This window comes from Haloplanus salinarum, from assembly GCF_024498175.1.
In the GTDB taxonomy this organism is placed as follows: domain Archaea; phylum Halobacteriota; class Halobacteria; order Halobacteriales; family Haloferacaceae; genus Haloplanus; species Haloplanus salinarum.
This window is the reverse complement of the sequence record NZ_CP101823.1, coordinates 2,784,770-2,803,272: the sequence shown is the minus strand read 5'-3', so window position 1 is coordinate 2,803,272 and position 18,503 is coordinate 2,784,770. Positions and strand designations below refer to the sequence as shown.

At 69.5% G+C, this 18,503-nt stretch carries 26 protein-coding genes; 18 read left to right on the top strand and 8 right to left on the bottom strand.

Features of this window, described 5'->3' with window-relative positions:
* Positions 1–36 precede the first annotated feature (36 nt).
* Positions 37–1,410 (bottom strand): type I glutamate--ammonia ligase, encoded by a 1,374-nt coding sequence (glnA, locus tag NO364_RS14720; protein WP_157690161.1) that lies wholly within the window; start codon positions 1,408–1,410, stop codon positions 37–39.
* Between the two features lie 126 nt (positions 1,411–1,536).
* Here glnA and lrp point away from each other — a divergent pair, with 126 nt between their 5' ends.
* From lrp to NO364_RS14700, 4 genes are all read left to right on the top strand, one after another.
* Positions 1,537–1,998, top strand: coding sequence for an HTH-type transcriptional regulator Lrp (lrp, locus tag NO364_RS14715; RefSeq protein WP_157690162.1), 462 nt, complete (start codon positions 1,537–1,539; stop codon positions 1,996–1,998).
* Positions 1,999–2,065: 67 nt separating this feature from the next.
* Positions 2,066–2,407, top strand: coding sequence for a winged helix-turn-helix domain-containing protein (locus tag NO364_RS14710; protein ID WP_157690163.1), 342 nt, complete (start codon positions 2,066–2,068; stop codon positions 2,405–2,407).
* Between the two features lie 71 nt (positions 2,408–2,478).
* Positions 2,479–3,201 carry an AzlC family ABC transporter permease gene (locus NO364_RS14705; RefSeq protein WP_257627910.1) on the top strand — a complete coding sequence of 241 codons (723 nt, stop codon included), beginning with the start codon at positions 2,479–2,481 and terminating at the stop codon, positions 3,199–3,201.
* Positions 3,191–3,502, top strand: a complete 312-nt coding sequence (locus tag NO364_RS14700) for an AzlD family protein (RefSeq protein WP_257627909.1) — start codon at positions 3,191–3,193, stop codon at positions 3,500–3,502. The genes NO364_RS14705 and NO364_RS14700 overlap by 11 nt, the downstream gene beginning before the upstream one ends.
* A gap of 20 nt (positions 3,503–3,522) precedes the next feature.
* Here the strand turns inward: NO364_RS14700 and NO364_RS14695 are convergent, their stop codons facing one another.
* Together NO364_RS14695 and NO364_RS14690 are read right to left on the bottom strand one after the other, a co-directional pair.
* Entirely contained in the window at positions 3,523–4,809 is a 1,287-nt protein-coding gene (locus NO364_RS14695; RefSeq protein ID WP_257627908.1) for an L-lactate MFS transporter, read from the bottom strand.
* 78 nt (positions 4,810–4,887) lie between these two features.
* Positions 4,888–5,976, bottom strand: a complete 1,089-nt coding sequence (locus NO364_RS14690; RefSeq protein ID WP_157690166.1) for an aminopeptidase — start codon at positions 5,974–5,976, stop codon at positions 4,888–4,890.
* A gap of 158 nt (positions 5,977–6,134) precedes the next feature.
* On the opposite strand from NO364_RS14690, the gene NO364_RS14685 reads away from it, so the two are divergent.
* On the top strand, positions 6,135–6,704 hold the full coding sequence (locus NO364_RS14685) for a cyclodeaminase/cyclohydrolase family protein (protein ID WP_257627907.1): 570 nt from the start codon (positions 6,135–6,137) through the stop codon (positions 6,702–6,704).
* Here NO364_RS14685 and NO364_RS14680 read toward each other — a convergent pair.
* Complete coding sequence (locus NO364_RS14680) at positions 6,701–8,827, bottom strand: 4Fe-4S dicluster domain-containing protein (RefSeq protein WP_157690168.1); 2,127 nt, start codon at positions 8,825–8,827, stop codon at positions 6,701–6,703. The genes NO364_RS14685 and NO364_RS14680 overlap by 4 nt on opposite strands.
* 114 nt (positions 8,828–8,941) lie before the next feature.
* On the opposite strand from NO364_RS14680, the gene NO364_RS14675 reads away from it, so the two are divergent.
* The 3 genes from NO364_RS14675 to NO364_RS14665 all read left to right on the top strand — a co-directional run bounded on the left by NO364_RS14675 (position 8,942) and on the right by NO364_RS14665 (position 9,636).
* Positions 8,942–9,076, top strand: a complete 135-nt coding sequence (locus NO364_RS14675; RefSeq protein ID WP_257627906.1) for a hypothetical protein — start codon at positions 8,942–8,944, stop codon at positions 9,074–9,076.
* A 55-nt stretch (positions 9,077–9,131) separates the two neighbouring features.
* On the top strand, positions 9,132–9,311 hold the full coding sequence (locus NO364_RS14670) for a hypothetical protein (protein WP_157690169.1): 180 nt from the start codon (positions 9,132–9,134) through the stop codon (positions 9,309–9,311).
* 91 nt (positions 9,312–9,402) lie between these two features.
* Positions 9,403–9,636 (top strand): DUF2249 domain-containing protein, encoded by a 234-nt coding sequence (locus NO364_RS14665; RefSeq protein ID WP_157690170.1) that lies wholly within the window; start codon positions 9,403–9,405, stop codon positions 9,634–9,636.
* Positions 9,637–9,642: 6 nt separating this feature from the next.
* On the opposite strand, the gene NO364_RS18145 is transcribed toward NO364_RS14665, so the two are convergent.
* Both NO364_RS18145 and NO364_RS14660 read right to left on the bottom strand, forming a co-directional pair.
* Complete coding sequence (locus NO364_RS18145; RefSeq protein WP_269846461.1) at positions 9,643–9,780, bottom strand: hypothetical protein; 138 nt, start codon at positions 9,778–9,780, stop codon at positions 9,643–9,645.
* Positions 9,777–10,022 carry a putative zinc-binding protein gene (locus NO364_RS14660; RefSeq protein WP_269846462.1) on the bottom strand — a complete coding sequence of 82 codons (246 nt, stop codon included), beginning with the start codon at positions 10,020–10,022 and terminating at the stop codon, positions 9,777–9,779. Before NO364_RS14660 ends, NO364_RS18145 begins: the two co-directional genes overlap by 4 nt.
* Before the next feature lie 115 nt (positions 10,023–10,137).
* Between NO364_RS14660 and NO364_RS14655 the strand changes: the two genes are divergently transcribed.
* The 4 genes from NO364_RS14655 to NO364_RS14640 all read left to right on the top strand — a co-directional run bounded on the left by NO364_RS14655 (position 10,138) and on the right by NO364_RS14640 (position 12,364).
* Positions 10,138–10,413, top strand: coding sequence for a hypothetical protein (locus NO364_RS14655; protein WP_257627905.1), 276 nt, complete (start codon positions 10,138–10,140; stop codon positions 10,411–10,413).
* Positions 10,414–10,547: 134 nt separating this feature from the next.
* Positions 10,548–10,799 carry a hypothetical protein gene (locus NO364_RS14650; protein WP_257627904.1) on the top strand — a complete coding sequence of 84 codons (252 nt, stop codon included), beginning with the start codon at positions 10,548–10,550 and terminating at the stop codon, positions 10,797–10,799.
* Between the two features lie 94 nt (positions 10,800–10,893).
* Entirely contained in the window at positions 10,894–11,196 is a 303-nt protein-coding gene (locus tag NO364_RS14645) for a cupin domain-containing protein (RefSeq protein WP_257627903.1), read from the top strand.
* A 139-nt stretch (positions 11,197–11,335) separates the two neighbouring features.
* Positions 11,336–12,364 (top strand): threonine aldolase family protein, encoded by a 1,029-nt coding sequence (locus NO364_RS14640; RefSeq protein ID WP_257627902.1) that lies wholly within the window; start codon positions 11,336–11,338, stop codon positions 12,362–12,364.
* Between the two features lie 5 nt (positions 12,365–12,369).
* Here NO364_RS14640 and NO364_RS14635 read toward each other — a convergent pair whose 3' ends face one another.
* Entirely contained in the window at positions 12,370–13,311 is a 942-nt protein-coding gene (locus NO364_RS14635; RefSeq protein ID WP_157690177.1) for a cation diffusion facilitator family transporter, read from the bottom strand.
* A gap of 76 nt (positions 13,312–13,387) precedes the next feature.
* On the opposite strand from NO364_RS14635, the gene NO364_RS14630 reads away from it, so the two are divergent.
* The 3 genes from NO364_RS14630 (at position 13,388) to NO364_RS14620 (ending at position 15,631) form a co-directional block, all read left to right on the top strand.
* Positions 13,388–13,951 carry a metallophosphoesterase gene (locus NO364_RS14630; RefSeq protein WP_157690178.1) on the top strand — a complete coding sequence of 188 codons (564 nt, stop codon included), beginning with the start codon at positions 13,388–13,390 and terminating at the stop codon, positions 13,949–13,951.
* A gap of 288 nt (positions 13,952–14,239) precedes the next feature.
* Complete coding sequence (locus tag NO364_RS14625; RefSeq protein ID WP_199243631.1) at positions 14,240–14,401, top strand: DUF7859 family protein; 162 nt, start codon at positions 14,240–14,242, stop codon at positions 14,399–14,401.
* A 63-nt stretch (positions 14,402–14,464) separates the two neighbouring features.
* Entirely contained in the window at positions 14,465–15,631 is a 1,167-nt protein-coding gene (locus NO364_RS14620; RefSeq protein WP_157690179.1) for an inorganic phosphate transporter, read from the top strand.
* 18 nt (positions 15,632–15,649) lie between these two features.
* Here the strand turns inward: NO364_RS14620 and NO364_RS14615 are convergent, their stop codons facing one another.
* A complete protein-coding gene (locus NO364_RS14615) occupies positions 15,650–17,029 on the bottom strand; it encodes a hemolysin family protein (RefSeq protein WP_257627901.1) in 1,380 nt (459 codons plus the stop codon).
* A gap of 102 nt (positions 17,030–17,131) precedes the next feature.
* Here NO364_RS14615 and NO364_RS14610 point away from each other — a divergent pair, with 102 nt between their 5' ends.
* From NO364_RS14610 to NO364_RS14600, 3 genes are read left to right on the top strand one after another with little or no spacing between them, the layout of a single operon-like run.
* Complete coding sequence (locus NO364_RS14610) at positions 17,132–17,419, top strand: glutathione S-transferase N-terminal domain-containing protein (RefSeq protein ID WP_157690181.1); 288 nt, start codon at positions 17,132–17,134, stop codon at positions 17,417–17,419.
* Positions 17,419–17,931 carry a redoxin domain-containing protein gene (locus NO364_RS14605; protein ID WP_157690182.1) on the top strand — a complete coding sequence of 171 codons (513 nt, stop codon included), beginning with the start codon at positions 17,419–17,421 and terminating at the stop codon, positions 17,929–17,931. Before NO364_RS14610 ends, NO364_RS14605 begins: the two co-directional genes overlap by 1 nt.
* Positions 17,931–18,503, top strand: coding sequence for an L-threonylcarbamoyladenylate synthase (locus NO364_RS14600; protein WP_257627900.1), 573 nt, complete (start codon positions 17,931–17,933; stop codon positions 18,501–18,503). Before NO364_RS14605 ends, NO364_RS14600 begins: the two co-directional genes overlap by 1 nt.

The window sequence follows — 18,503 nt, the reverse complement described above, 5'->3', positions numbered from 1 at the left end:
CGGCAACACGTCGGCATTGGCTTACAATAATCGCTATCAGAACTTCTCGAGGTAGCGGTCGATCTCCCAGTCGGAGACCTCGACGATGTACTCGCCGAACTCCTGGGATTTGGCCTCGACGAACTTCTCGGAGACGTGGTCGCCGAGGGCGTTCTGGATGACTTCGTCCTCCTCGAGGGCGGCGACGGCCTCGCCGAGGTTCGAGGGCAGGGTCGTGATGCCGTACTCCTCGCGTTTCTCCTCGTCGAACTCGTAGATGTTCTCCCGAACCGGCTCCGGGCAGTCGAGGTCGCGCTCGATGCCGTCGAGGCCGGCGTGGATCATGGCCGCGAAGGCGAGGTAGGGGTTACAGGACGGGTCCGGCGACCGGAGCTCGATCCGGGAGGCCGCGGGCACGCGCGCCGCGGGCTTGCGGATGAGCGCCGAGCGGTTGCGGTCGGACCAGGCGACGTAGACGGGCGCTTCGTACCCCGGAACCAGCCGCTTGTAGGAGTTGACCGTCGGGTCGGCGATGGCCGTGATGGCCGGGGCGTGCTCGAGGATGCCGGCGAGGTAGCTCTTGGCCGTGTCGCTCAGGTTGAACTCGTCGTCGCCGTCGTGGAAGGCGTTCTCGCCGTCCGTCGTGAACAGCGACATGTGGGTGTGCATCCCCGAGCCGTTGATCCGTGCGATGGGCTTGGGCATGAACGTCGCGTGGAGGTCGTGCTCGGCCGCGATGGCGCGGACGACCGCACGGAAGGTGGCGACGTTGTCGGCGGTCGACAGCGCGTCGTCGTACGTGAAGTTGATCTCGTGTTGACCCTGGGCGACCTCGTGGTGCGAGGCCTCGATGTCGAAGCCCATGCTCTCCAGCCCGTAGATGATGTCCCGCCGGACGTCGCCGGCGAGGTCCTTCGGCGCGAGGTCGAAGTACCCACCGGCGTCGTTGGTGACGGTCGTCGCGCGGCCGTCCTCGTCCTCCTCGAACAGGAAGAACTCGGGCTCGGGCGCCATGTTGACCTCGTAGCCCATCTCGTTCGCCCGCTCGATGGCGCTTTTGAGGACGCCACGCGGGTCGCCCGAGAACGGCTCCCCGGTCGACGTATCGATCACGTCACAGATGAGGCGGGCGGTCGCGCCCTCCTCGTCGTCGCGCCACGGGAGGATCGCGAACGTCGACGGGTCGGGGTCGAGCCGCATGTCCGACTCCTGGATGCGGACGAAGCCGTCGATGGAGGATCCGTCGAAGTAGATGCCCTCCGTGAACGCCTTCTCCGCCTGGCTCGCCGGGACCGAGACGTTCTTCACCGTTCCGAGGATGTCGGTGAACTGGAGCCGGAGGAAGTCGACGTTCTCCTCGTCGATCTCGTCGATGACGTCCTGTTCTTCCGCCGTCAAACCGCCGTCAGCCGCCGCAGTTTCGTCCGTCATGTTCTGGACAGCTGTAATCTATACTCCTAGTATTAAGCCCTTTTTGTTGTCTGCAAATTCATCTTCGCTTCGATCGGAATTGGATATTCGTAAACTTCTATACCCCCCGGGACGTGCGTAACTGCCATGACGTACGAAAATCTCGACGCCAAGCTCATCAACGCACTCTTGGGCGACGGACGCGCCAGTCTCCGGAGCCTCGCCGAGGAGCTCGACGTCTCGGTCACGACCGTTTCCAACCACCTCCGCGACCTGGAGGACGAGGGGGTCATCGAGGGCTACACCCCGCGCGTCAACTACGACGCGATCGGCTACGACGTGACGGCCATCCTCCAGTTGAAAGTCGAGGGGAGCGCGCTCCCCGACGTCACCGAGACGCTCCGCAACCAGAAGCAGATGACCAGCGTCTACGAGGTCACCGGCGACTACGACGTCATCGCCATCGGCAAGTTCCCCGACACCGACGGCATGAACGACCAGATCAAGACCCTGCTGACCGACGCCAACATCCGCGAGTCGAACACCAGCGTCGTTCTCAACGCCGCCGTCGAGAACAAGCAGTTCGAACTCGACCTCGACGAGGAGTAGACGGACCGACCGCGGGCGGCCCGCCGCACCGGAACCGTTTTGCCGGTCGCTTCCGTGACGCGCTCGTATGGCGATCCCCACTTGGACGTGGAGCGACGCGCCGGCCCCCGGGGCGCCGCCGTCGACGGCGGCCGTCGACCCCGCCGCCGAGACGCTGTCGGTCCTCTCCCATCCGCACCGCCTCGAAATCCTCCTCGCGCTCGTCCGAGCGGACGGTCCCCTCGCCTACTCGTCGCTCCGTGCCGCGACGTCCGTCGCGGACAAGGGACAGTTCAACTACCACCTCCGCCAGCTCCGCGGGCGGTTCGTCGCCGACGGTGACGACGGCTACGCCCCGACCCCCGCCGGTCGCGCCGCCGTCCGCACGGTCCTGACGGACGCCCGTCTCCACGACGGAGCGCCTGACTGACCTGTCCGCACGCCGGGAGAAACACGCTTCTCCGAGAGTTTACGCTCCCGCGCCCGCAGGATCGGTCCACGATGTCGAGCGATCCCGATCCCGATGGCGGTGGTGTCGACGAGGTGCGGTTCGGACCGACGGGCGTTCGCGACGGCTACCTCCGGTGTGTCCCCGTGGCGCTCGGCGTCGCGGGCTACGGCGTCGTCTTCGGGGTGCTGGCGCGCGAGGCTGGCCTCAGCGTGGCCGAGGCGACGCTCATGAGCGCGACGGTGCTCGCCGGCGCCGCGCAGTTGGTCGCGGTCGAACTCTGGGCGGATCCCGTCCCCGTCGTGGCCGTCGTCGGCACGACGCTCGTCGTCAACCTCCGGTACCTGCTGATGGGCGCCGCGCTCCGACCGTGGTTCCGTCACCTCGCGCCCCGGCACGCCTACGCGAGCGTGTTCTTCACCGCCGACGAGAACTGGGCGCTGACGATGGGCGAACTCCGATCCGGGAGCCGGCAGGGCGCCTTCCTGCTCGGCTCCGGCCTCGCAGTCTGGTCGTTCTGGGTGGTCGCCACCGTCGTCGGTGCGACGGCCGGGAGCCTCGTCGGCGACCCCGCCCGCTACGGCCTCGATTTCGCGCTGACGGCCGTCTTCCTCGTCATCGCGACCGAACTCTGGGAGGGCCGGTCGACGGTCGCTCCCTGGGCGGTCGCCGCCGCCGTCGCCGTCTTGACCGAGGCGGCGCTCCCCGGCCGGTGGTACGTCCCCTGTGGGGCACTCGCCGGCGCGCTGACGGTGGTGATCCGGCGTGACGGGTGAGCCGTTCGCTCCGCTCACCGTCGGGGTCGTCCTCGCCATGGCCGTCGTCACCTACCTGACCAAGGCCGGCGGTCTCTGGCTGCTCGGCCGCGTCGACCTCTCCGACCGCGCCGCGGCCGCCCTCGACGCCCTCCCGGGAGCCGTCGTCGTCGCCATCCTCGCGCCCGCCGTCGTCACCGCCGGGCCGCCGACGTGGCTCGCGGCCGGCGTCACGGTGATCGCCGCCCGGCGGACCGGCTCGGTCCTCGCGGCGCTCCTCCTCGGCGTCGGGACGACCGTGTTCTTCCGGACCGCGTTCTGAGGTGGAACGACTCCCGGCGCCTACCGCTCCGTCCCGTGTGGCGTCCCCACGAGTTGGGCCTCGCGGACGACGCTCACCCGCCAGCGGAGCAGTCCCACGCACACGAGGCCGACGCCGAGCATCCCGGCCACGACGTAGAACGCGAGGTCGTACGAGCCGGTCAGTTCGACGATCCGTGCCACCAGCGTCGGGCCGGCGACCCCGGCCATCGACCACGCCGTGAGGGTGTAGCCGTGGATCGCCCCGAGTTCCTTCGTACCGAACAGGTCCGCGAGATACGCCGGGAGGCAGGCGAACCCGCCGCCGTAACAGGTGACGATCAGGAACAGCACGGCCGCGAACAGCGGGACGGTCGTGACGTTCGGCAACGCCAGAAAGGCGAGGATCTGGACGACGAAGAAGGTGCCGTAGGTGGTCGTCCGGCCGATGTAATCCGAGAGGCTGGACCACCCGATGCGGCCGAGCCCGTTGAACAGGCCGAGCAGCCCGACGACGGTGGCCGCGACGGCCGCGCTCGCGCCCGTGATCGACTGGGTCATGTTCGATGCCACCGACAGGAGCATGATCCCCGCCGAGACGTTGATGAAGACGATCAGCCAGACGAGGGAGAACTGCGGCGTCCGGATCGCCTCGCTCGCGGTTCGCTGTTCGAGGTCGGCGGCGACGATCACGCCGTGACTGTCGGCCTCGACGACCGCGTCGGGGTCGATCCCCGCCGGCATCCACCCCTCCGGCGGCTTCTCCAGATACCACGCGCCCGCCGCCATCGCGACGAAGTATCCCGCCCCGAGGACGAACAGCGTCGTCGGGATGTCCGTCGCCTCGATCAGGTGGTTCGCGAGCGGCCCGGTCACCAGCGCGCCGGCGCCGAACCCCATGACGGCGAGGCCCGTCGCCAGACCCCGCCGGTCCGGGAACCACTTCACGAGCGTCGAGATGGGGCTGATGTAGCCCAGGCCGAGTCCCACGCCCGCGACGACGCCGTAGGTCATCACGAACCCGACGTGGCTCCCGACCCGGACGGCGACGCCGGCGAGCATCGTCCCGCCGGCGAAGGCGACGGCCGCGGCGAGCCCCGAGATCCGCGGGCCGTACCGCTCCACGTACCGACCCAACAGCGCCGTCGACAGCCCGAGGGTGAAGATGGCGACGGTGAAACCGAGCGTCACGTCACCGACCGTCCACCCCTGGGTCTCCTGGAGCGGCCGCTGGTAGACGCTGTAGGCGTACACCGAGCCGATGGACAGGTGGATCAGCATCGCCGAGGCGGCGATGAGCCACCGGTTTTTCTCCCCCGTGCGTGACATACGACCCGCGACGTCCGTCGCCGACAAAAAGCTACGTCGGGGGACCGTCCGCGGACGCGGCCACGTCGGGCCGACCCGCTACTCGAAGCCCTCTTCGAAGACGAAAGTTCCGTTCCGCTGGACGACCTCGCCGTCGACCTCGATGGTCGAGTCCTCGGACATGTCGACGATCATGTCGACGTGTTCGGCGCTCTCGTTGCGTTCGTTTTCCTCGCCGACGGTGTCCGCGTAGGCGTTCCCCACCGCCATGTGGACGGTGTCGCCCATCTTCTCGTCGAACAGCATGTTGTAGGTAAACCGGTCGATGGAGCGGTTCATCCCGATGCCGAGTTCGCCGAGGTAGCGCGCCCCCTCGTCGGTGTTCAGAATCCCCGTGAGCACCGCCTCGTTGCGCTCGGCGCTGTGGCCGACGACCTTCCCGTCCTCGAACCGGATTCGCGCCCCTTCGATCTCCTTGCCCTTCCGGTAGAGGGGCATGTCGAAGTGGACTTCGCCCTCGACGGACTCCTTGACCGGCGCGGTGAACACCTCGCCGCCGGGGAGGTTGTGCTCGCCGTAGTCGTTGAGCGTGGGGTTGCCCGCGACCGACATCCGGACGTCCGTCCCCTCGCCGCTCCGGATCCGCACCTCGTCGGCGCCGTCGAGGATGTCGACCATCCGCGCTTGGTGTTCGCGCTGTTCGTCCCAGTCCAGCGTGACGGCGTCCCAGACGAAGTTCTCGTACGCCTCGGTGCTCATGCCCGCGAGCTGGGCGTGCCCGGAGGAGGGAAACTGCGTGAGACACCAGCGCGTCCCCAGCCGCTCGTCGAGGACGGGCCGCATCGCCCGGCGGTAGGCGGCGTTGGTCTCGGGGGTCACGTCGCTCTGCTCGGAGGCGTTCGGCCCCCCGCGAGCGATGATGGCCGCGTCCGTCTCCTCGTAGAGCGCGAGCTGGTGGGCGGGCGTCTCGAAGCCCTCGTCGTCGCTCGCGCGGAGGTACGCCCGGCTCGCCCGCTCGGAGTTGTTCAGGTACACCGGGTTCGCCCCCCGGTCGCCGAGCACCTCGTGGAGCGCGACCGCGAGGTCCTCGGCGACCGCCGGCATGCTGACGACCACGTCGTCGCCGGCCTCGATCCGCGTCGAGTGGTCGACGATGATCTCTGCGTGCGTGCGAATGCGCGGGTCCATGCACGGCCGTTCCGTCGCGGGCGGCAAAGCCTTTCGGAGTCCGCCCGTGGTAGAGGCCGCGGCCGACCGGTTCGCTCGCGAACCACGGACGTCGCCCGCCTTCGCACAGCGCCCACGCGAACCGCTTACGTGCCGGCGACGCGAACCCGACGGATACGGTGACACTCGACACGCGAGCGCTCGACCGGTTCCTCGACGACGTCGCGTCCGCCCGCGTGGCGCCCGCCGGCGGGACCGGCGCCGCCGTCGCCGGCGCCCTCGGCACGGCGCTGTGCGAGATGGTCTGTGTCCACTCCGCCGATACGACGGGGGGGACGCTGGCCGACGTGCGCGACGACCTCCGGACCGAGCGCGACCACCTCAGCGACCTCGCCGCGGCGGACGCGGCCGTCGTCGACGGCCTGTTCGCCGCGGCCGACGGCCCGGACGAAGCGGGCCTCAAGCGGGCCACCGGCGTCCCGATCACGACGGCCGAGGCGTGTCTGACCGTCCTCGAACTGGCGGTCGACGTGACGGAACGGGGGAGCCCCACCGCCGTCGCCGACGCCGTCACTGGCGTCCTGCTGGTGGACGCGGCGCTCCACGCGTCGCTTCGCACCGCCCGACACAACCTCGATCGGATCGCGGACCCCTCGTTCGTCGCGGTGATCGAGGAGCGAACCGCGGAGATCGAGGTCCGGGCCGACGACGCGCGCGACCGGGCGATGGGGAACGCCGAGGCTCGCTAGTCGGCGCCTTCGACCGCCTCGACGAGCAGTTCCGCGACGTCGACGATTTCGATGTCGTCCTCGTAGCCGCCGGTCTTACGTCCGTCCTCGTACATCGTCATGCACATCGGACAGGCGACGACGAACTTCTCGACGGCGTCGCCCGCGTCCGTATCTTCGAGTGCCTCGCGCATCCGCTCCTCGCTCGGCTTGGTCTCCTCGTCGTGGTCCATCCAGAGGCCGCCGCCGCCGCCCCCACAGCAGAAGGCGTCCTCGCGGTTCCGGGGCATCTCCGCGAGGGTCGCCCCCGTCGCCCGGATGAGTTCCCGCGGCGCCTCGTACTCGTCGTTGTACCGGCCGAGGTGACACGGGTCGTGGTAGGTGACCGTGTAGTCGAGTTCGTCGCCCGCGAGGCCGAGGGCGCCCTCGGCGACCAGTTCCTCCACCGCCTGGGTCCAGTGTAGGACGTCGACCGCGCCGTCGGCGTTCCACTCGCCGTCGTAGTCGAACTCCATCAGCGGGTCGTCCGCGAACTCCTCGTATTCGACTTCCGGATACTCGTTTGCGAACGTGTTGTACGAGTGCGGGTCGGTACAGACGATGGCCTCGGGGTCGACCGCCTCGAACTGCTCGACGTGGTGGCCGGCGAGGTCGACGTAGAGGAACTCCTCGCCGAGGCGGCGGACGTCGTTGCCGTCGTACTTCTCGTCCTCGAAGAGGATGCCGTAGTCGACGTCGGCGCGTTCGAGGAGCCGAGCGAGCGAGCGGGCCACCCGCTTGTTCCGCTCGTCGTAGCTCGGGTAGTCGCCGACGTACCAGAGGTACTCGACGTCCGTCTCGCGGGCGTCCGCGACCTCGAAGTCGAGGTCGTCGGTCCAGTCGGCGCGCTCCTCGGGGCGTTCGCCGAAGGTGTTGCCCTTCCGCATGACGTTGTCGAACACGTCCTGGACGTTCGAGTCGACGTCGCCCTGGTCCGTGAGCTGGCGGTTCATGCGCGTAAAGGAGGTGAGGTGTTCGATTTCGACCGGACAGGCGTCCATACAGGCCATACACGCCATGCAGGACTCCATCGTCTCGGCGGCGATGACGCTCGTCCCGCCGTCGGCGACGATGTCGACTTCCTCGCTCTCGCCCGCCTCCACCTGCTCGCGGTACGCCTTCAGGTCGAGGATCACGTCCCGCGGGTCGAGCGGGCGGCCCGAGGATTCGGCCGGACAGACCGACGAACAGCGGCCACACTTGGTGCAGGCGTCCTGATCGAGCAGCTCCTTCCAGGTGAAGTCCTCGACGGCCTCGGCGCCGGTGTCGGCGTCGAGGTCGGCGGGGATCCCGGGGAGGCGCGCGCCCGCCTTCTCGTCGCGGGTCACGACGTTGGCGTACGACGAGAGCATGTGGAACGGCTTGCCGTAGGGGAGGGCGGCGACGAACGCCAGCGCGAGCAGCGAGTGTGACCACCAGACCGCCGGGTAGACCGCCTCGGCCGTCGCCGCGCTCATCCCCGCGGCGGCCAGCACCTCGGCGACGAACCAGCCGACGAAACTCACCGTCTCGAACGACGGGAAGCCGGTGCCGAGGATGCGAACCCCCTCGGTCAGGTAGCCGCCGACGCCGAGGAGGAAGAGCGCCCAGACGAAGAGGTCGTCCTCCAGCCCCGTGTGTTTCCCCCACAGCCGCCACTTCCGGGCGGCGTACCGCCGGTAGAGCGCGACCCCGAGACCGACGACGAACAGCAGCCCCATCGCGTCCATCACCAGCGAGTACGAGAGGTAGAAGTCGCCGACGAAAAAGGAGGGCTGGCCCAACAGCTTGGTCCAGATATCCATGTCGACCGCGAGGATGGTCGTCCCGATCAGCAGTGTGAGAAATCCCCACATGATGAACGCGTGCATGAGCCCGCCGACGACGTCGCGGTCGAGGAGCGTCCGGTTCGAGAGGACCACCCGCGCCGCGTCGACGACCCGGCGCGGCAGGTCGTCGAGCCGGTCGATCCGGTCCGCCTGCCCGGTGGTGTATCGCTCGATTCGCCGGTAGACGCCGTACGCGAACGTCAGGATCGCGACGGCCGAGAGCAGGTAGAAGACGAGTTCGCCGACGTGTCCGATGCCCCAGAACGTCGGTCTGGTTACGGTGCCTTGGACGGCCATGACTAGAGACGTTCTCGAATCCCGGAATAAATGTTGCTACGAACCGGCGACGATGGGCCGTCGCACCCACTTGGTCGACGTCACTACTATGGGTCGGGTGGTCGTATCGCCGCCATGGTTTCCCTCGATCGGTTCGATCACCCCGCGTGGACCGCCGGCGCCGCCACGGCCGTCAGCTACGGCCTCGGTCTCCTCGCCCTGTTCGTCCTGCTTTTCGTCCTCCCGTTCCTGATCTTCTCGCTCGTCTAGGGACGCGAACCGGTTCGCCCGAACGCTCTCCGCCCTCCGGAACGGAGGTGGCGTCGTGCTCCCGCCGTCGTCGCTCGCCGCCCGCCCGGGACTCGCCCTCGGCGCGCTCTGTGGCGTCGCCGGCCTCGCCCTCGGCAGCCCGGAAACCGGCCTGCTCGGGGCACTCGTGGGCTACTTCCTCGGGAAGTCGCTCCGGAGCGTCCGCCGGACGGTCGAGGGCGGTCGGGCGGGGTGAGCCGCCGGGTGACGTCCCGGGCCGCCACCGGCCCGACCCGAAGGCCTTCGCGGTAAGGGTCACACGGCGTCCCGCCCACGGCTACACTGCGATGACCGAACGACGACTCGACCTCCGCGAGATTCCGCCGCCGAAACGCCATCCGAAGATCTTCGATGCGTTCGAGGAACTGGAGAGCGGCGAGGCGCTGACGCTGGTCAACGACCACGCACCCACGCCGCTGTACCACCAGATGAACGCCGAAGTGGACTCCTTCGACGCCGAGGGGTATACGGTCGACCGCGTCGGCCAGAACGAGTTCGTCGCGCGGCTCCCGAAGGAGTAGGGCCGCTCAGGCGGTCGCTTCCAGTTCCGCCACCGTCTCGGTCGGGTCGTCGAACAGCGCCGCCGCCCGCTCGCCGTCGTAGTCGGTGTGATACTCGTTGGGGACCCCTCGCTCGGCGAGGTTCACGTGGCGATCCGGCGTCACGTCGTGTCGTTCCAGGCTCTTCCGGGCGCATTCGAGCGGACAGCCGTCGACGACGAGGTCGGCCGGTCCGCCGTCGCGGTGGCCACCAGCGGCTCCACGTCGCCCCCGACGCCCGCGATACAGGACATCTCCGCCAGCCGCTCGTGGTCGAGTCGCACCGCGAGGTCGTTCGCCATCCGTGCGGCGCTCGAACAGCCCGAACAGGCGTAGACCAGCGGCAGGTCGTCGTAACTGTCCGTCATCGACCGGACCTCCCGCCGCCGCCCGCGAAAGGGTCGTGCCGAACGACGTTCCCGTCGCGCCCTCACTCGACGACGGAGGACTGGTGGTCGCCGCGGGTCCGCACGTCGAGAAGTGGTGGCGCCCCGCGTCGCCCACGTCGCCGGTGAACGTCCGGCCCGCCTCGAACCCGCGGACGTCGTGGGCGGCGAGGCGCTCCCGTACGTCCGCCGGTACCTCGTCGTCGGCTTCTTCGACTCGATGCTGGAGACGTCCCTCGACGACGAGACGGCCTTCGACATCGGGGTGGCGCTCCCGCAGGACGGCATCGCTCGCCTCCGGGGACTCGTCGATTCGGCCTGTCTCGGGCGCTGTCCGGCGGCCGACGGCGACGCCGGGAGGTGCGTGGCCTGACTAGAACATGTTCGCGCCAACGCTTTTCCGACAGCCCCGCGCAGTCGCATCCGCATGATTTTAGGCCAGCCTAAAACGAGCGGATCGGAGCGGGCGACCGGGCGTCTCGGCCCCCCGATCGGGGTGGTAGCGCCGTGATCCGGAGCCACCTCCGCCACCTCCGGCACGCCTTGGACGAGCGGTCGATCACGATCAGGGCCGCGGTGACGTTCTCGGCGCTCCTCTCCCTTCCGGTCTTCGGGTCCGGCGTTCGTACGCTGGGGCAGAGCCTCGGGCTCGGTCGGCTCGTCCTCCCGTTGCTGGTGCTCGCCCACGTCCCGGCAGTCGTCGCGATCATCGCCGTCTGGTCGATCGGCTGTGACGTCTGTCGGGGTGAGTCGGCGTGACGACGACCGACACCGATTCCGGACCGGCGGCCGTCCCGTCGGCCACCGCACGCGAACCGCCAGTCGACGAACGACGGCGATCAACCCACTCACAATGACCACGATGCATACCCTCGACGAACTGGACGGACAGCCCCACGCGAACGTCTTCCCCGACCGGGAGCCGAAGACGGTCAGACTCTCCCTCGATGCGGACGAGTCGGTTCCAGCCCACTCTCACCCCGGGCGCGACATCGTCCTCTACCTCGTCGAGGGGGAAGTCGAGTTGCAACTCGGCGACCGGACACACGACCTGACGGCGGGCGAGATCGCCCGCTTCGAGGGCGAGCAGGAGATCTCACCCCGGGCCGTCGAGCCGAGCGTCGCCCTGATCGTCCTGGCGCCCCGGTCCGAGTGACGTCGTGCGGTCGTCCGGCCGTCGGCGGCGACCTCCTCGCGCTGTTCGGGGCCGCGGGGTACGCGTCCCTGCTCGGCCGTCGGCTGCTTGGCTGCCCCGCCGACCGCACGCTTTTCACGCCGGCCCCCGGACTCGGGTCATGATCGACCTGCGTTCCGACACGGTGACGGCACCCTCCGACGCGATGCGCGACGCGGCCCGCGACGCCGCGGTCGGCGACGACGTCTACCGCGACGATCCGACGGTGAACGAACTCGAGCGGCGGGCGGCCGACGTCGTGGGCTGTGCGGCCGCCCTGTTCGTCCCGACGGGGACGATGGGAAACCAGGTCGCGGCCTCGGTCCACGCCGACCACGGGAGCGAGGTCCTCGTCGATAGCGAGGCTCACGTCGTCCGCTGGGAACTCGGCGGCCTCGCGACGAACGCCGGCCTCCAGACCCGCACCGTCGACGCCGGCGACCGGGCCGTCCCCCCACCCGAGCAGATCCACGCCCACTGCCACGAGCGGGACCTCCACCGCCCGGGGACCGACCTCTGTTGGCTGGAGAACACGCACAACGCCCGCGGCGGCGTGGCCGTCCCCGTCGAGCGCGTCCGCGAGACCGCCGCGGCGGCCCACGACCACGACGTGCCGGTCCACCTCGACGGCGCCCGCCTGTTCAACGCCTGCGTCGCCCTCGATACCGACCCGGCGGAGATGGTCGCCCCCGTCGACTCCGTCCTCTTCTGTCTCTCGAAGGGACTCGGCGCGCCGGTCGGGTCGATGCTCGCGGGCAGCGAGGCGTTCGTCGCGGCGGCCCGCCGGGAGCGGAAACGCCACGGCGGCGGGATGCGCCAGGCCGGCATCGTCGCCGCGCCCGGCCTGGAGGCGCTCGCGAACCGCGACCGCCTCGCGATGGATCACGAAAACGCCGAACGCCTCGCCGCCGGCCTCGACGCCCTCGACGGCGTGTCGGCGCCGACGCCCGACACCAACATCGTCGTCGCCGACGTCGCGGGGACCGGCCTCGACGCCGCGGCGTTCGTCGACGCCTGTGCGGCCCGCGACGTGGGTGCGGTCCCCTTCGGCGGAACGACCGTCCGGTTCTGCACCCACCTCGACGTCGACCGGACGGACGTCTCGCTGGCGCTCGATCGGATCGCGGCCGTCGTCGAGTCGGCGGACTAGACCCCCTACAGCTCGGGTTCGACGTAGACGAACTCCACCCGGTCGTCGCGCTCCCGGAGTTTCTCCTCGATGCGGCCGATGTCTTCGTCGAGGGCCGTCGTGTCGAGGCCGTCCCCGAAGCTCACGTCGGCGGTGACCAGGATCTCGGCCGGCCCGACGAACATCGTCCGGAACCGGTCGACGTGGGTCACGCCCGGATGCTCCCGGATGAGCGACTCGAAGTCGTCGCCGAGGTCCGCCGGTACGCTCTCGCCGAGCAGGAGGCGCTTGTTCTCCCACGCCAACGCGAGCGCGAAGCCCATCAGGAGGAGGCCGATGAGCGCCGCGGAGACGGCGTCGTAGATGTGGTTGCCCGTCACCCGCGAGAGGACGATCCCCACGAGCGCGAGGGCGGCGCCGCCGAGGGCGATGGCGTCCTCGGTGAACGCGGTGAGCGTCGTCACGTCGCTCGTCGACCGGAACGCCTCGACCAGGTTCGTCCAGCCGTACTCCTCCATCTGCCGCCGGAGTTCGGCGTTCGCCTTCACGAACGCGTAGGTCTCGAAGGCGATGGCGCCGAGGAGGACGGCGACGCTCACGTAGACGGTATCGAAGGTAGCGCCCGCCATGGTCACCGTCCCCGGCGTGGCTTGGTGGCCGTGTCGGATGGCGTCGTAGCCGTGTTTCAGGCTCTCCCAGCCCGCGATGCCGAACAGCAGGACCGACACCAGAAAACTGTAGAAGAACTGCGCCTTCCCGTACCCGAAGGGGTGGCCGCGGCTCGGTTGCTTGGCGCTGTACCGGATGCCGATCAGGAGGAACACCTGGTTGCCCGTATCGGAGATGGAGTGGTACGTCTCCGAGAGCATCGACGGGCTCCCGGTGAGCAGGAAGGCGCCGAACTTCAGCACCGCGATGGCGCCGTTCGCGACGAGCGCGGCGAGGACCACGGACTTGCTGCCGGCCATATCGATTCACTCGGCCGGCCCCCGATTCAACCTTCCGACCGCAACCGTGTTGTCGGCGCGGCCCCTCCCTCGGGCCATGCTCGTCGTCTGTTCCGACACTCACGGCGCCGACGACCCCCACCTGACCGGGCGGACGCGCGAGGCCGTCGACGCCGCCGACCTCGTGATCCACGCCGGCGACTTCACGACGCCGGCCGTCCTCGACGCATTCCGCGCGGCCGCCGACCGGTTGGTCGCCGTCCACGGCAACGCCGACGTCGAGGCCGTCAGCGCACGACTGCCGGCGGCCGCCTCGACGACCTATGCCGGCGTTCCGGTCGCAGTCACCCACACCGAACGCGGCGGCGCGACCGGGCTCTCGCTGTTCGGGCGGGAGCGCGGCGCCGCACTCGTCGTCTCGGGACACACCCACCGGCCGACGGTCGTCGACGCCGACGACGGCGGGCCGACCCTCCTCAACCCGGGGAGCCACGCCGACCCCCGCGGGAACCGCCCCGGCCACGCCGAACTCTGGGGCGTCGACGACGACCTCCCGGCGGTGGTTCGGGACGTCGACCGTCCGGCGTCGGGACTCGTCGGCGTCGTCCGGACGCCCGACGGCGACGTGATCGAACGGATCCGGGTGCCGCTGCGGGACTGACCGTCGTCGGGAAACACGAGTGGAGGGCCGAAGCGTCGGAGTGGAGGGCCGAAGCGTCGGAGTGGAGGGCCGAAGCGTCGGAGTGGAGGGCCGAAGCGTCGGAGTGGAGGGCCGAAGCGTCGGAGTGGAGGGCCGAAGCGTCGGAGTGGAGGGCCGAAGCGGGGTCGGGGGACCACGCAACTACCGGTACGTCCGACGACATGATATAAACATCGTAGGCTCAAAGGCTCATTTGACTCTGTCAGACGTGGCGAAACGGCTTTGTGCGATCCGTCCGACCCTCGTCCCATGTCGGATTCCGCCGTCACGCTTCAGCTCTCCGGACTCCTCGGGGACCCGGTGTTCCTCGCGCTGGCGGGGCTGATGTTGCTGCTCGTCTTCTTCGGCTACCTGCTGGTCCGTCGGACGCTCCTCTCGCTCCGCGAGGGCTACGACGAGGGCTACCGCTAACCGATCGCTCGTCCGTCGCCCGGTACCCCTTAGTACCCCCCTCTCCCAGAACGGCACGAACCGATGGTCGCTACCGGAACGCTGCTGACGTTCGTGGTCGCCGCACTGGCGAGTCTCTTCATGGCGTGGGCGATCGGCGCCGGCTCCTCGGGGTCGACGCCGTTCGCCGCCGCGGTGGGTGCGAACGCCATCTCGGTGATGCGGGCCGGGTTCGTCGTCGGGTTACTCGGCTTCGCCGGCGCCGTCCTCCAGGGGGCGAACGTCACCCAGGCGGTCGGCACCGAGTTGATCGGCGGCGTCTCGCTGACCGCCACCGCCGCCATCGTCGGCCTGCTCACCGCGGCCATCCTCGTCGCCATCGGCGTCTTCACCGGCTACCCCATCGCCACCGCCTTCACCGTCACCGGCGCCGTCGTCGGCGTCGGCCTCGCCCTCGGCGGCGACCCCGCGTGGGCGAAGTACCGACAGATCACGACGCTGTGGGTGCTCACGCCCTTCGTCGGCGGCGGCATCGCCTACGGCACCGCGCGACTCCTCCGCTCGCCCTCCGTCCCCGAACGGTACGTCATCGCCCCCCTCGGCGGCCTCGTCGGCGCCCTCGTGGCCACCATCGAGTTCGCCCTGCTCGGCCCGTCCGGCGGGGCCGGCTCCATCGCGGGCACCCTCGGGACGGGCGTCCCCGGCGGCACGCCCGCCGTCGCTCTCGCCTGTGCGCTCCTCGTGACCGCCGTTCTCTTCCGGGGACTGGTCACCGATCCCGAGGCGACCCAGCGGCGGTTCCTGCTCACGCTCGGCGGCCTGGTCGCCTTCTCGGCCGGCGGGAGCCAGGTCGGCCTCGCCATCGGCCCCCTCGTCCCGCTGCTCGACGACCTGGCGATCCCCCTGCCGGCGGTGCTCGCGGGCGGCGGGTTCGGCCTCCTGCTCGGCTCGTGGACCGGCGCCCCGCGCATGATCAAGGCGCTCGCACAGGACTACTCCTCGCTCGGCCCGCGGCGGTCCATCGCGGCGCTCATCCCCTCTTTCGCCATCGCACAGGCGGCCGTCGCCTTCGGCATCCCCGTCTCGTTCAACGAGATCGTCGTCTCGGCGATCATCGGGTCCGGCTACGCCGCCGGCGGCAGCGGCGTCAGCCGCCGCAAGATGCTCTATACGGTGCTCGCGTGGATCGGGTCGCTCGTCCTCGCGCTGGTCGTCGCCTTCGCCGCCTTCACCCTCATCGACGCGCTCTGATCGGCCGACGCTCCCGACCTATCCCTCGACCTCCGCCTCGGTCTCCTCGGCGGTCCCCTCGTCGTCTTCCTCGTCGTGGATCGTGATTCGCGCGCTCATGATCCGGGTGTTGTCCACCTGCTCGATCCGGATCGTGATCCCGTCGTAGTCGATGGTCTCGCCCTCCTCGACCAGACGCCCGGCGCGGTTGAAGATGAAGCCCGCGAGCGTCTCGAACTCCTCGCCCTCCGGCAGATCGAGACCCAGCACCTCGTTCACCTCGTCGATGTTGACCTCGCCGCGGACGATCACCACGTCGTCGTCGACGAACTCGAAGGGCTCCTCCTCGTCGCCCTCGAGGATGTCGCCGACGATCTCCTCGACCATGTCCTCCAGCGTGATCAACCCCTCCGTGGTGCCGAACTCGTCGATGACGATCACCATCCGCATCCGGTTCTCCTGGATCTCCTCCAGGAGTTCGTCGACGTTCTTCGACTCGGGGACGTGGAGGGTCGGCTGGACCACGTCGATCAGGTCGCCGTCCCCCTCGCCGTAATGTTTCTCCCGGATGAGGTCACGCAGGGTGACGACGCCGATGATGTTGTCGAGGTTCCCCTCGTAGACCGGGATGCGTTCGTGGTCGCTCTGGACGCAGGTCTCGATGGCCTCGTCGATGTCGGCGTCCTTCGGGACCGCGGTCATGTCCAGTCGCGGCGTCATCACCTCCTTGGCGATGGTGCGGTTGAACCGGAAGATGCGCTGGAGCATCTCGCGTTCCTCCTCCTCGATGACACCCTCGCGCTCCCCGGTCTGGATCATGTTCTGGATCTCGTCGCGGGTGACGTAGGTCGTCTCGATGGCCGACCGTCCCCCAGTCACGCGGTTGATGACCCGGGTCAGGTAATCGAAGACGATCACCAGCGGCATGAGGACCAACTCCGAATACTTGAGCGGCCGGGCGATCCGCAGCGCCCACGACTCGGTGTTCTCGACCGCGTAGGACTTCGGCGCGCTCTCCCCGAACAGGAGGACGAGCGTCGTGATCCCGAAGGTCGCGGCGAGCACCGCCTGCCCCTGGGAGAGGTAGATGGCAAAGAGCCCCGTGGCGATGGAGGACATGGCGATGTTGACGATGTTGTTGCCGACGAGGATCGTGATCAGCAGTCGGTGGGGGTCGGATTTCAGCTCCTGTACCGCCCTGGCTTCGGGGACGCCGTCCTCGACGAGTGCCTCGACCCGATGCCGGGCGAGCGAGAACATGGCGATCTCCGAGGAGGAGAAAAACGCCGACAGACCGATCAACACGAGGATCGCGATCGATCCGCCGATGGTGACGGTCGTATCGGTCACTGGCACGACGTCGGTGATCTGTGCCGGATGTCCGACTCCCGCGGCGCTCGCTGTCGGCGACAAACCCATGGAACTACTCTCCCTACTCACGGCCCCGAATTAAGCGTTGCCCTCACGCCGCCTCGTCGCCCGAGCGAAGGGCTTAGGCCGTCGCCAGCCCTACGCGTGTCCATGTCCGACGAGGACCCCCCGATCACCCTGTATCGCCTGCAGGCGTGTCCGTACTGCGAGCGTGTCGTCCGGACGCTCCAGGCTCTCGACCTCGAGTACACGTCGCGGTTCGTCGAACCCATGCACTCCGAACGCGACGTCGTCAAGCGGGTCGCGGGGTCGCGTCCCGTCCCCGCCATCGTCGACGAGCGAACCGGCGTGACGATGTCCGAATCCGCCAACGTCGTCGACTACCTCGAATCGACGTACGGCGATGGACTCGTCGACGCCACGGGGGGTGCCGACTGATGGTCGACTTCGAGGTCGTCGACCTCCCCCCGACCGACCACGTCGCCGAGGGCGACGAGGCGCCCGACTTCACCCGCCCCCTCGTCAACGCCGAGTTCTGGGAGGACGCCAGCCTCTCCGCGCTGACCGCCGACGGTCCCGTCTGTCTCGTCTTCCACCCGATGGACGGCTCCTTCCCCGCGACGTACATCTGGAACGAACTCCGGGACCGCGAACTCGGCGACCACTGCACCGTCGTCGGCGTCTCCATCTCGACGCCGTACGCCCACAAGCGACTCATCGAGGAGCGGGACATGGATTTCGACCTGTTCTCCGACCCCGCGAACGGCGTCGCCGAGGCCTACGGCGTCGCCCACGACCTCGACGGGATGGCCGGCGTCGCCGAGGCCCGTCCCGCCACCTTCCTGATCGATACGGACCGCACCGTCCAGTACGCGTGGGTCGCCGAGGAGTGGCCGGACTTCCCGCCGTACGACGACCTCGAACGCGAGATCCGCGCGCTCGTCGACTGATGGCGCTCGACGACGCCGCGTCCGCCGTCCGCGACGGCCGGGCCGTCGTCTACCCCACCGAGACGGTCTACGGCCTCGGCGCCGACGCCACCGATCCCGACGCCGTCGAACGCGTGTTCGCCCTGAAAGACCGGCCGCGGGACAAGCCGCTCTCCCTCGGCGTTCCCGACGTCGACGCGGCGCTCGAACACACCCGGCCGACCGACCGCGCCGAGCGGTTCATGCGCCGCTTTCTCCCCGGCCCCGTCACCGTCGTCGTCGAACGGCGGCCGACGCTGCCCGACGCGCTCACCGCCGGCCGCGATCGCGTCGGCGTGCGCGTCCCCGATCACGACACGGCGCTCGCGCTCCTCGACCGGACGCCGCCGCTGACCGCCACCAGCGCCAACCGCTCCGGTGCGTCGAGTGTCACCCGCGTCGCCGACCTCGATCCCCGGGTCCGCGACGGGGTGGCCGTCGTCGTCGACGGCGGCGAGACGCCCGGCACCGAGAGCACCGTCGTCGACCCCGACCGCGGCGTGATCCACCGCCGTGGCGCGATGGCCGACGAGATCGAGGCGTGGCTCCCGTAG

Excerpts from the sequence above, each read along its gene's own strand:
- glnA (WP_157690161.1), bottom strand. The coding sequence starts at position 1,410 with ATGACGGACGAAACTGCGGCGGCTGACGGCGGTTTGACGGCGGAAGAA.
- lrp (WP_157690162.1), top strand. The coding sequence starts at position 1,537 with ATGACGTACGAAAATCTCGACGCCAAGCTCATCAACGCACTCTTGGGC.
- NO364_RS14710 (WP_157690163.1), top strand. The coding sequence starts at position 2,066 with ATGGCGATCCCCACTTGGACGTGGAGCGACGCGCCGGCCCCCGGGGCG.
- NO364_RS14705 (WP_257627910.1), top strand. The coding sequence starts at position 2,479 with ATGTCGAGCGATCCCGATCCCGATGGCGGTGGTGTCGACGAGGTGCGG.
- NO364_RS14695 (WP_257627908.1), bottom strand. The coding sequence starts at position 4,809 with ATGTCACGCACGGGGGAGAAAAACCGGTGGCTCATCGCCGCCTCGGCG.
- NO364_RS14690 (WP_157690166.1), bottom strand. The coding sequence starts at position 5,976 with ATGGACCCGCGCATTCGCACGCACGCAGAGATCATCGTCGACCACTCG.
- NO364_RS14680 (WP_157690168.1), bottom strand. The coding sequence starts at position 8,827 with ATGGCCGTCCAAGGCACCGTAACCAGACCGACGTTCTGGGGCATCGGA.
- NO364_RS14675 (WP_257627906.1), top strand. The coding sequence starts at position 8,942 with ATGGTTTCCCTCGATCGGTTCGATCACCCCGCGTGGACCGCCGGCGCC.
- NO364_RS14665 (WP_157690170.1), top strand. The coding sequence starts at position 9,403 with ATGACCGAACGACGACTCGACCTCCGCGAGATTCCGCCGCCGAAACGC.
- NO364_RS14660 (WP_269846462.1), bottom strand. The coding sequence starts at position 10,022 with ATGACGGACAGTTACGACGACCTGCCGCTGGTCTACGCCTGTTCGGGC.
- NO364_RS14645 (WP_257627903.1), top strand. The coding sequence starts at position 10,894 with ATGACCACGATGCATACCCTCGACGAACTGGACGGACAGCCCCACGCG.
- NO364_RS14640 (WP_257627902.1), top strand. The coding sequence starts at position 11,336 with ATGATCGACCTGCGTTCCGACACGGTGACGGCACCCTCCGACGCGATG.
- NO364_RS14635 (WP_157690177.1), bottom strand. The coding sequence starts at position 13,311 with ATGGCCGGCAGCAAGTCCGTGGTCCTCGCCGCGCTCGTCGCGAACGGC.
- NO364_RS14630 (WP_157690178.1), top strand. The coding sequence starts at position 13,388 with ATGCTCGTCGTCTGTTCCGACACTCACGGCGCCGACGACCCCCACCTG.
- NO364_RS14625 (WP_199243631.1), top strand. The coding sequence starts at position 14,240 with ATGTCGGATTCCGCCGTCACGCTTCAGCTCTCCGGACTCCTCGGGGAC.
- NO364_RS14620 (WP_157690179.1), top strand. The coding sequence starts at position 14,465 with ATGGTCGCTACCGGAACGCTGCTGACGTTCGTGGTCGCCGCACTGGCG.
- NO364_RS14615 (WP_257627901.1), bottom strand. The coding sequence starts at position 17,029 with ATGGGTTTGTCGCCGACAGCGAGCGCCGCGGGAGTCGGACATCCGGCA.
- NO364_RS14610 (WP_157690181.1), top strand. The coding sequence starts at position 17,132 with ATGTCCGACGAGGACCCCCCGATCACCCTGTATCGCCTGCAGGCGTGT.
- NO364_RS14605 (WP_157690182.1), top strand. The coding sequence starts at position 17,419 with ATGGTCGACTTCGAGGTCGTCGACCTCCCCCCGACCGACCACGTCGCC.
- NO364_RS14600 (WP_257627900.1), top strand. The coding sequence starts at position 17,931 with ATGGCGCTCGACGACGCCGCGTCCGCCGTCCGCGACGGCCGGGCCGTC.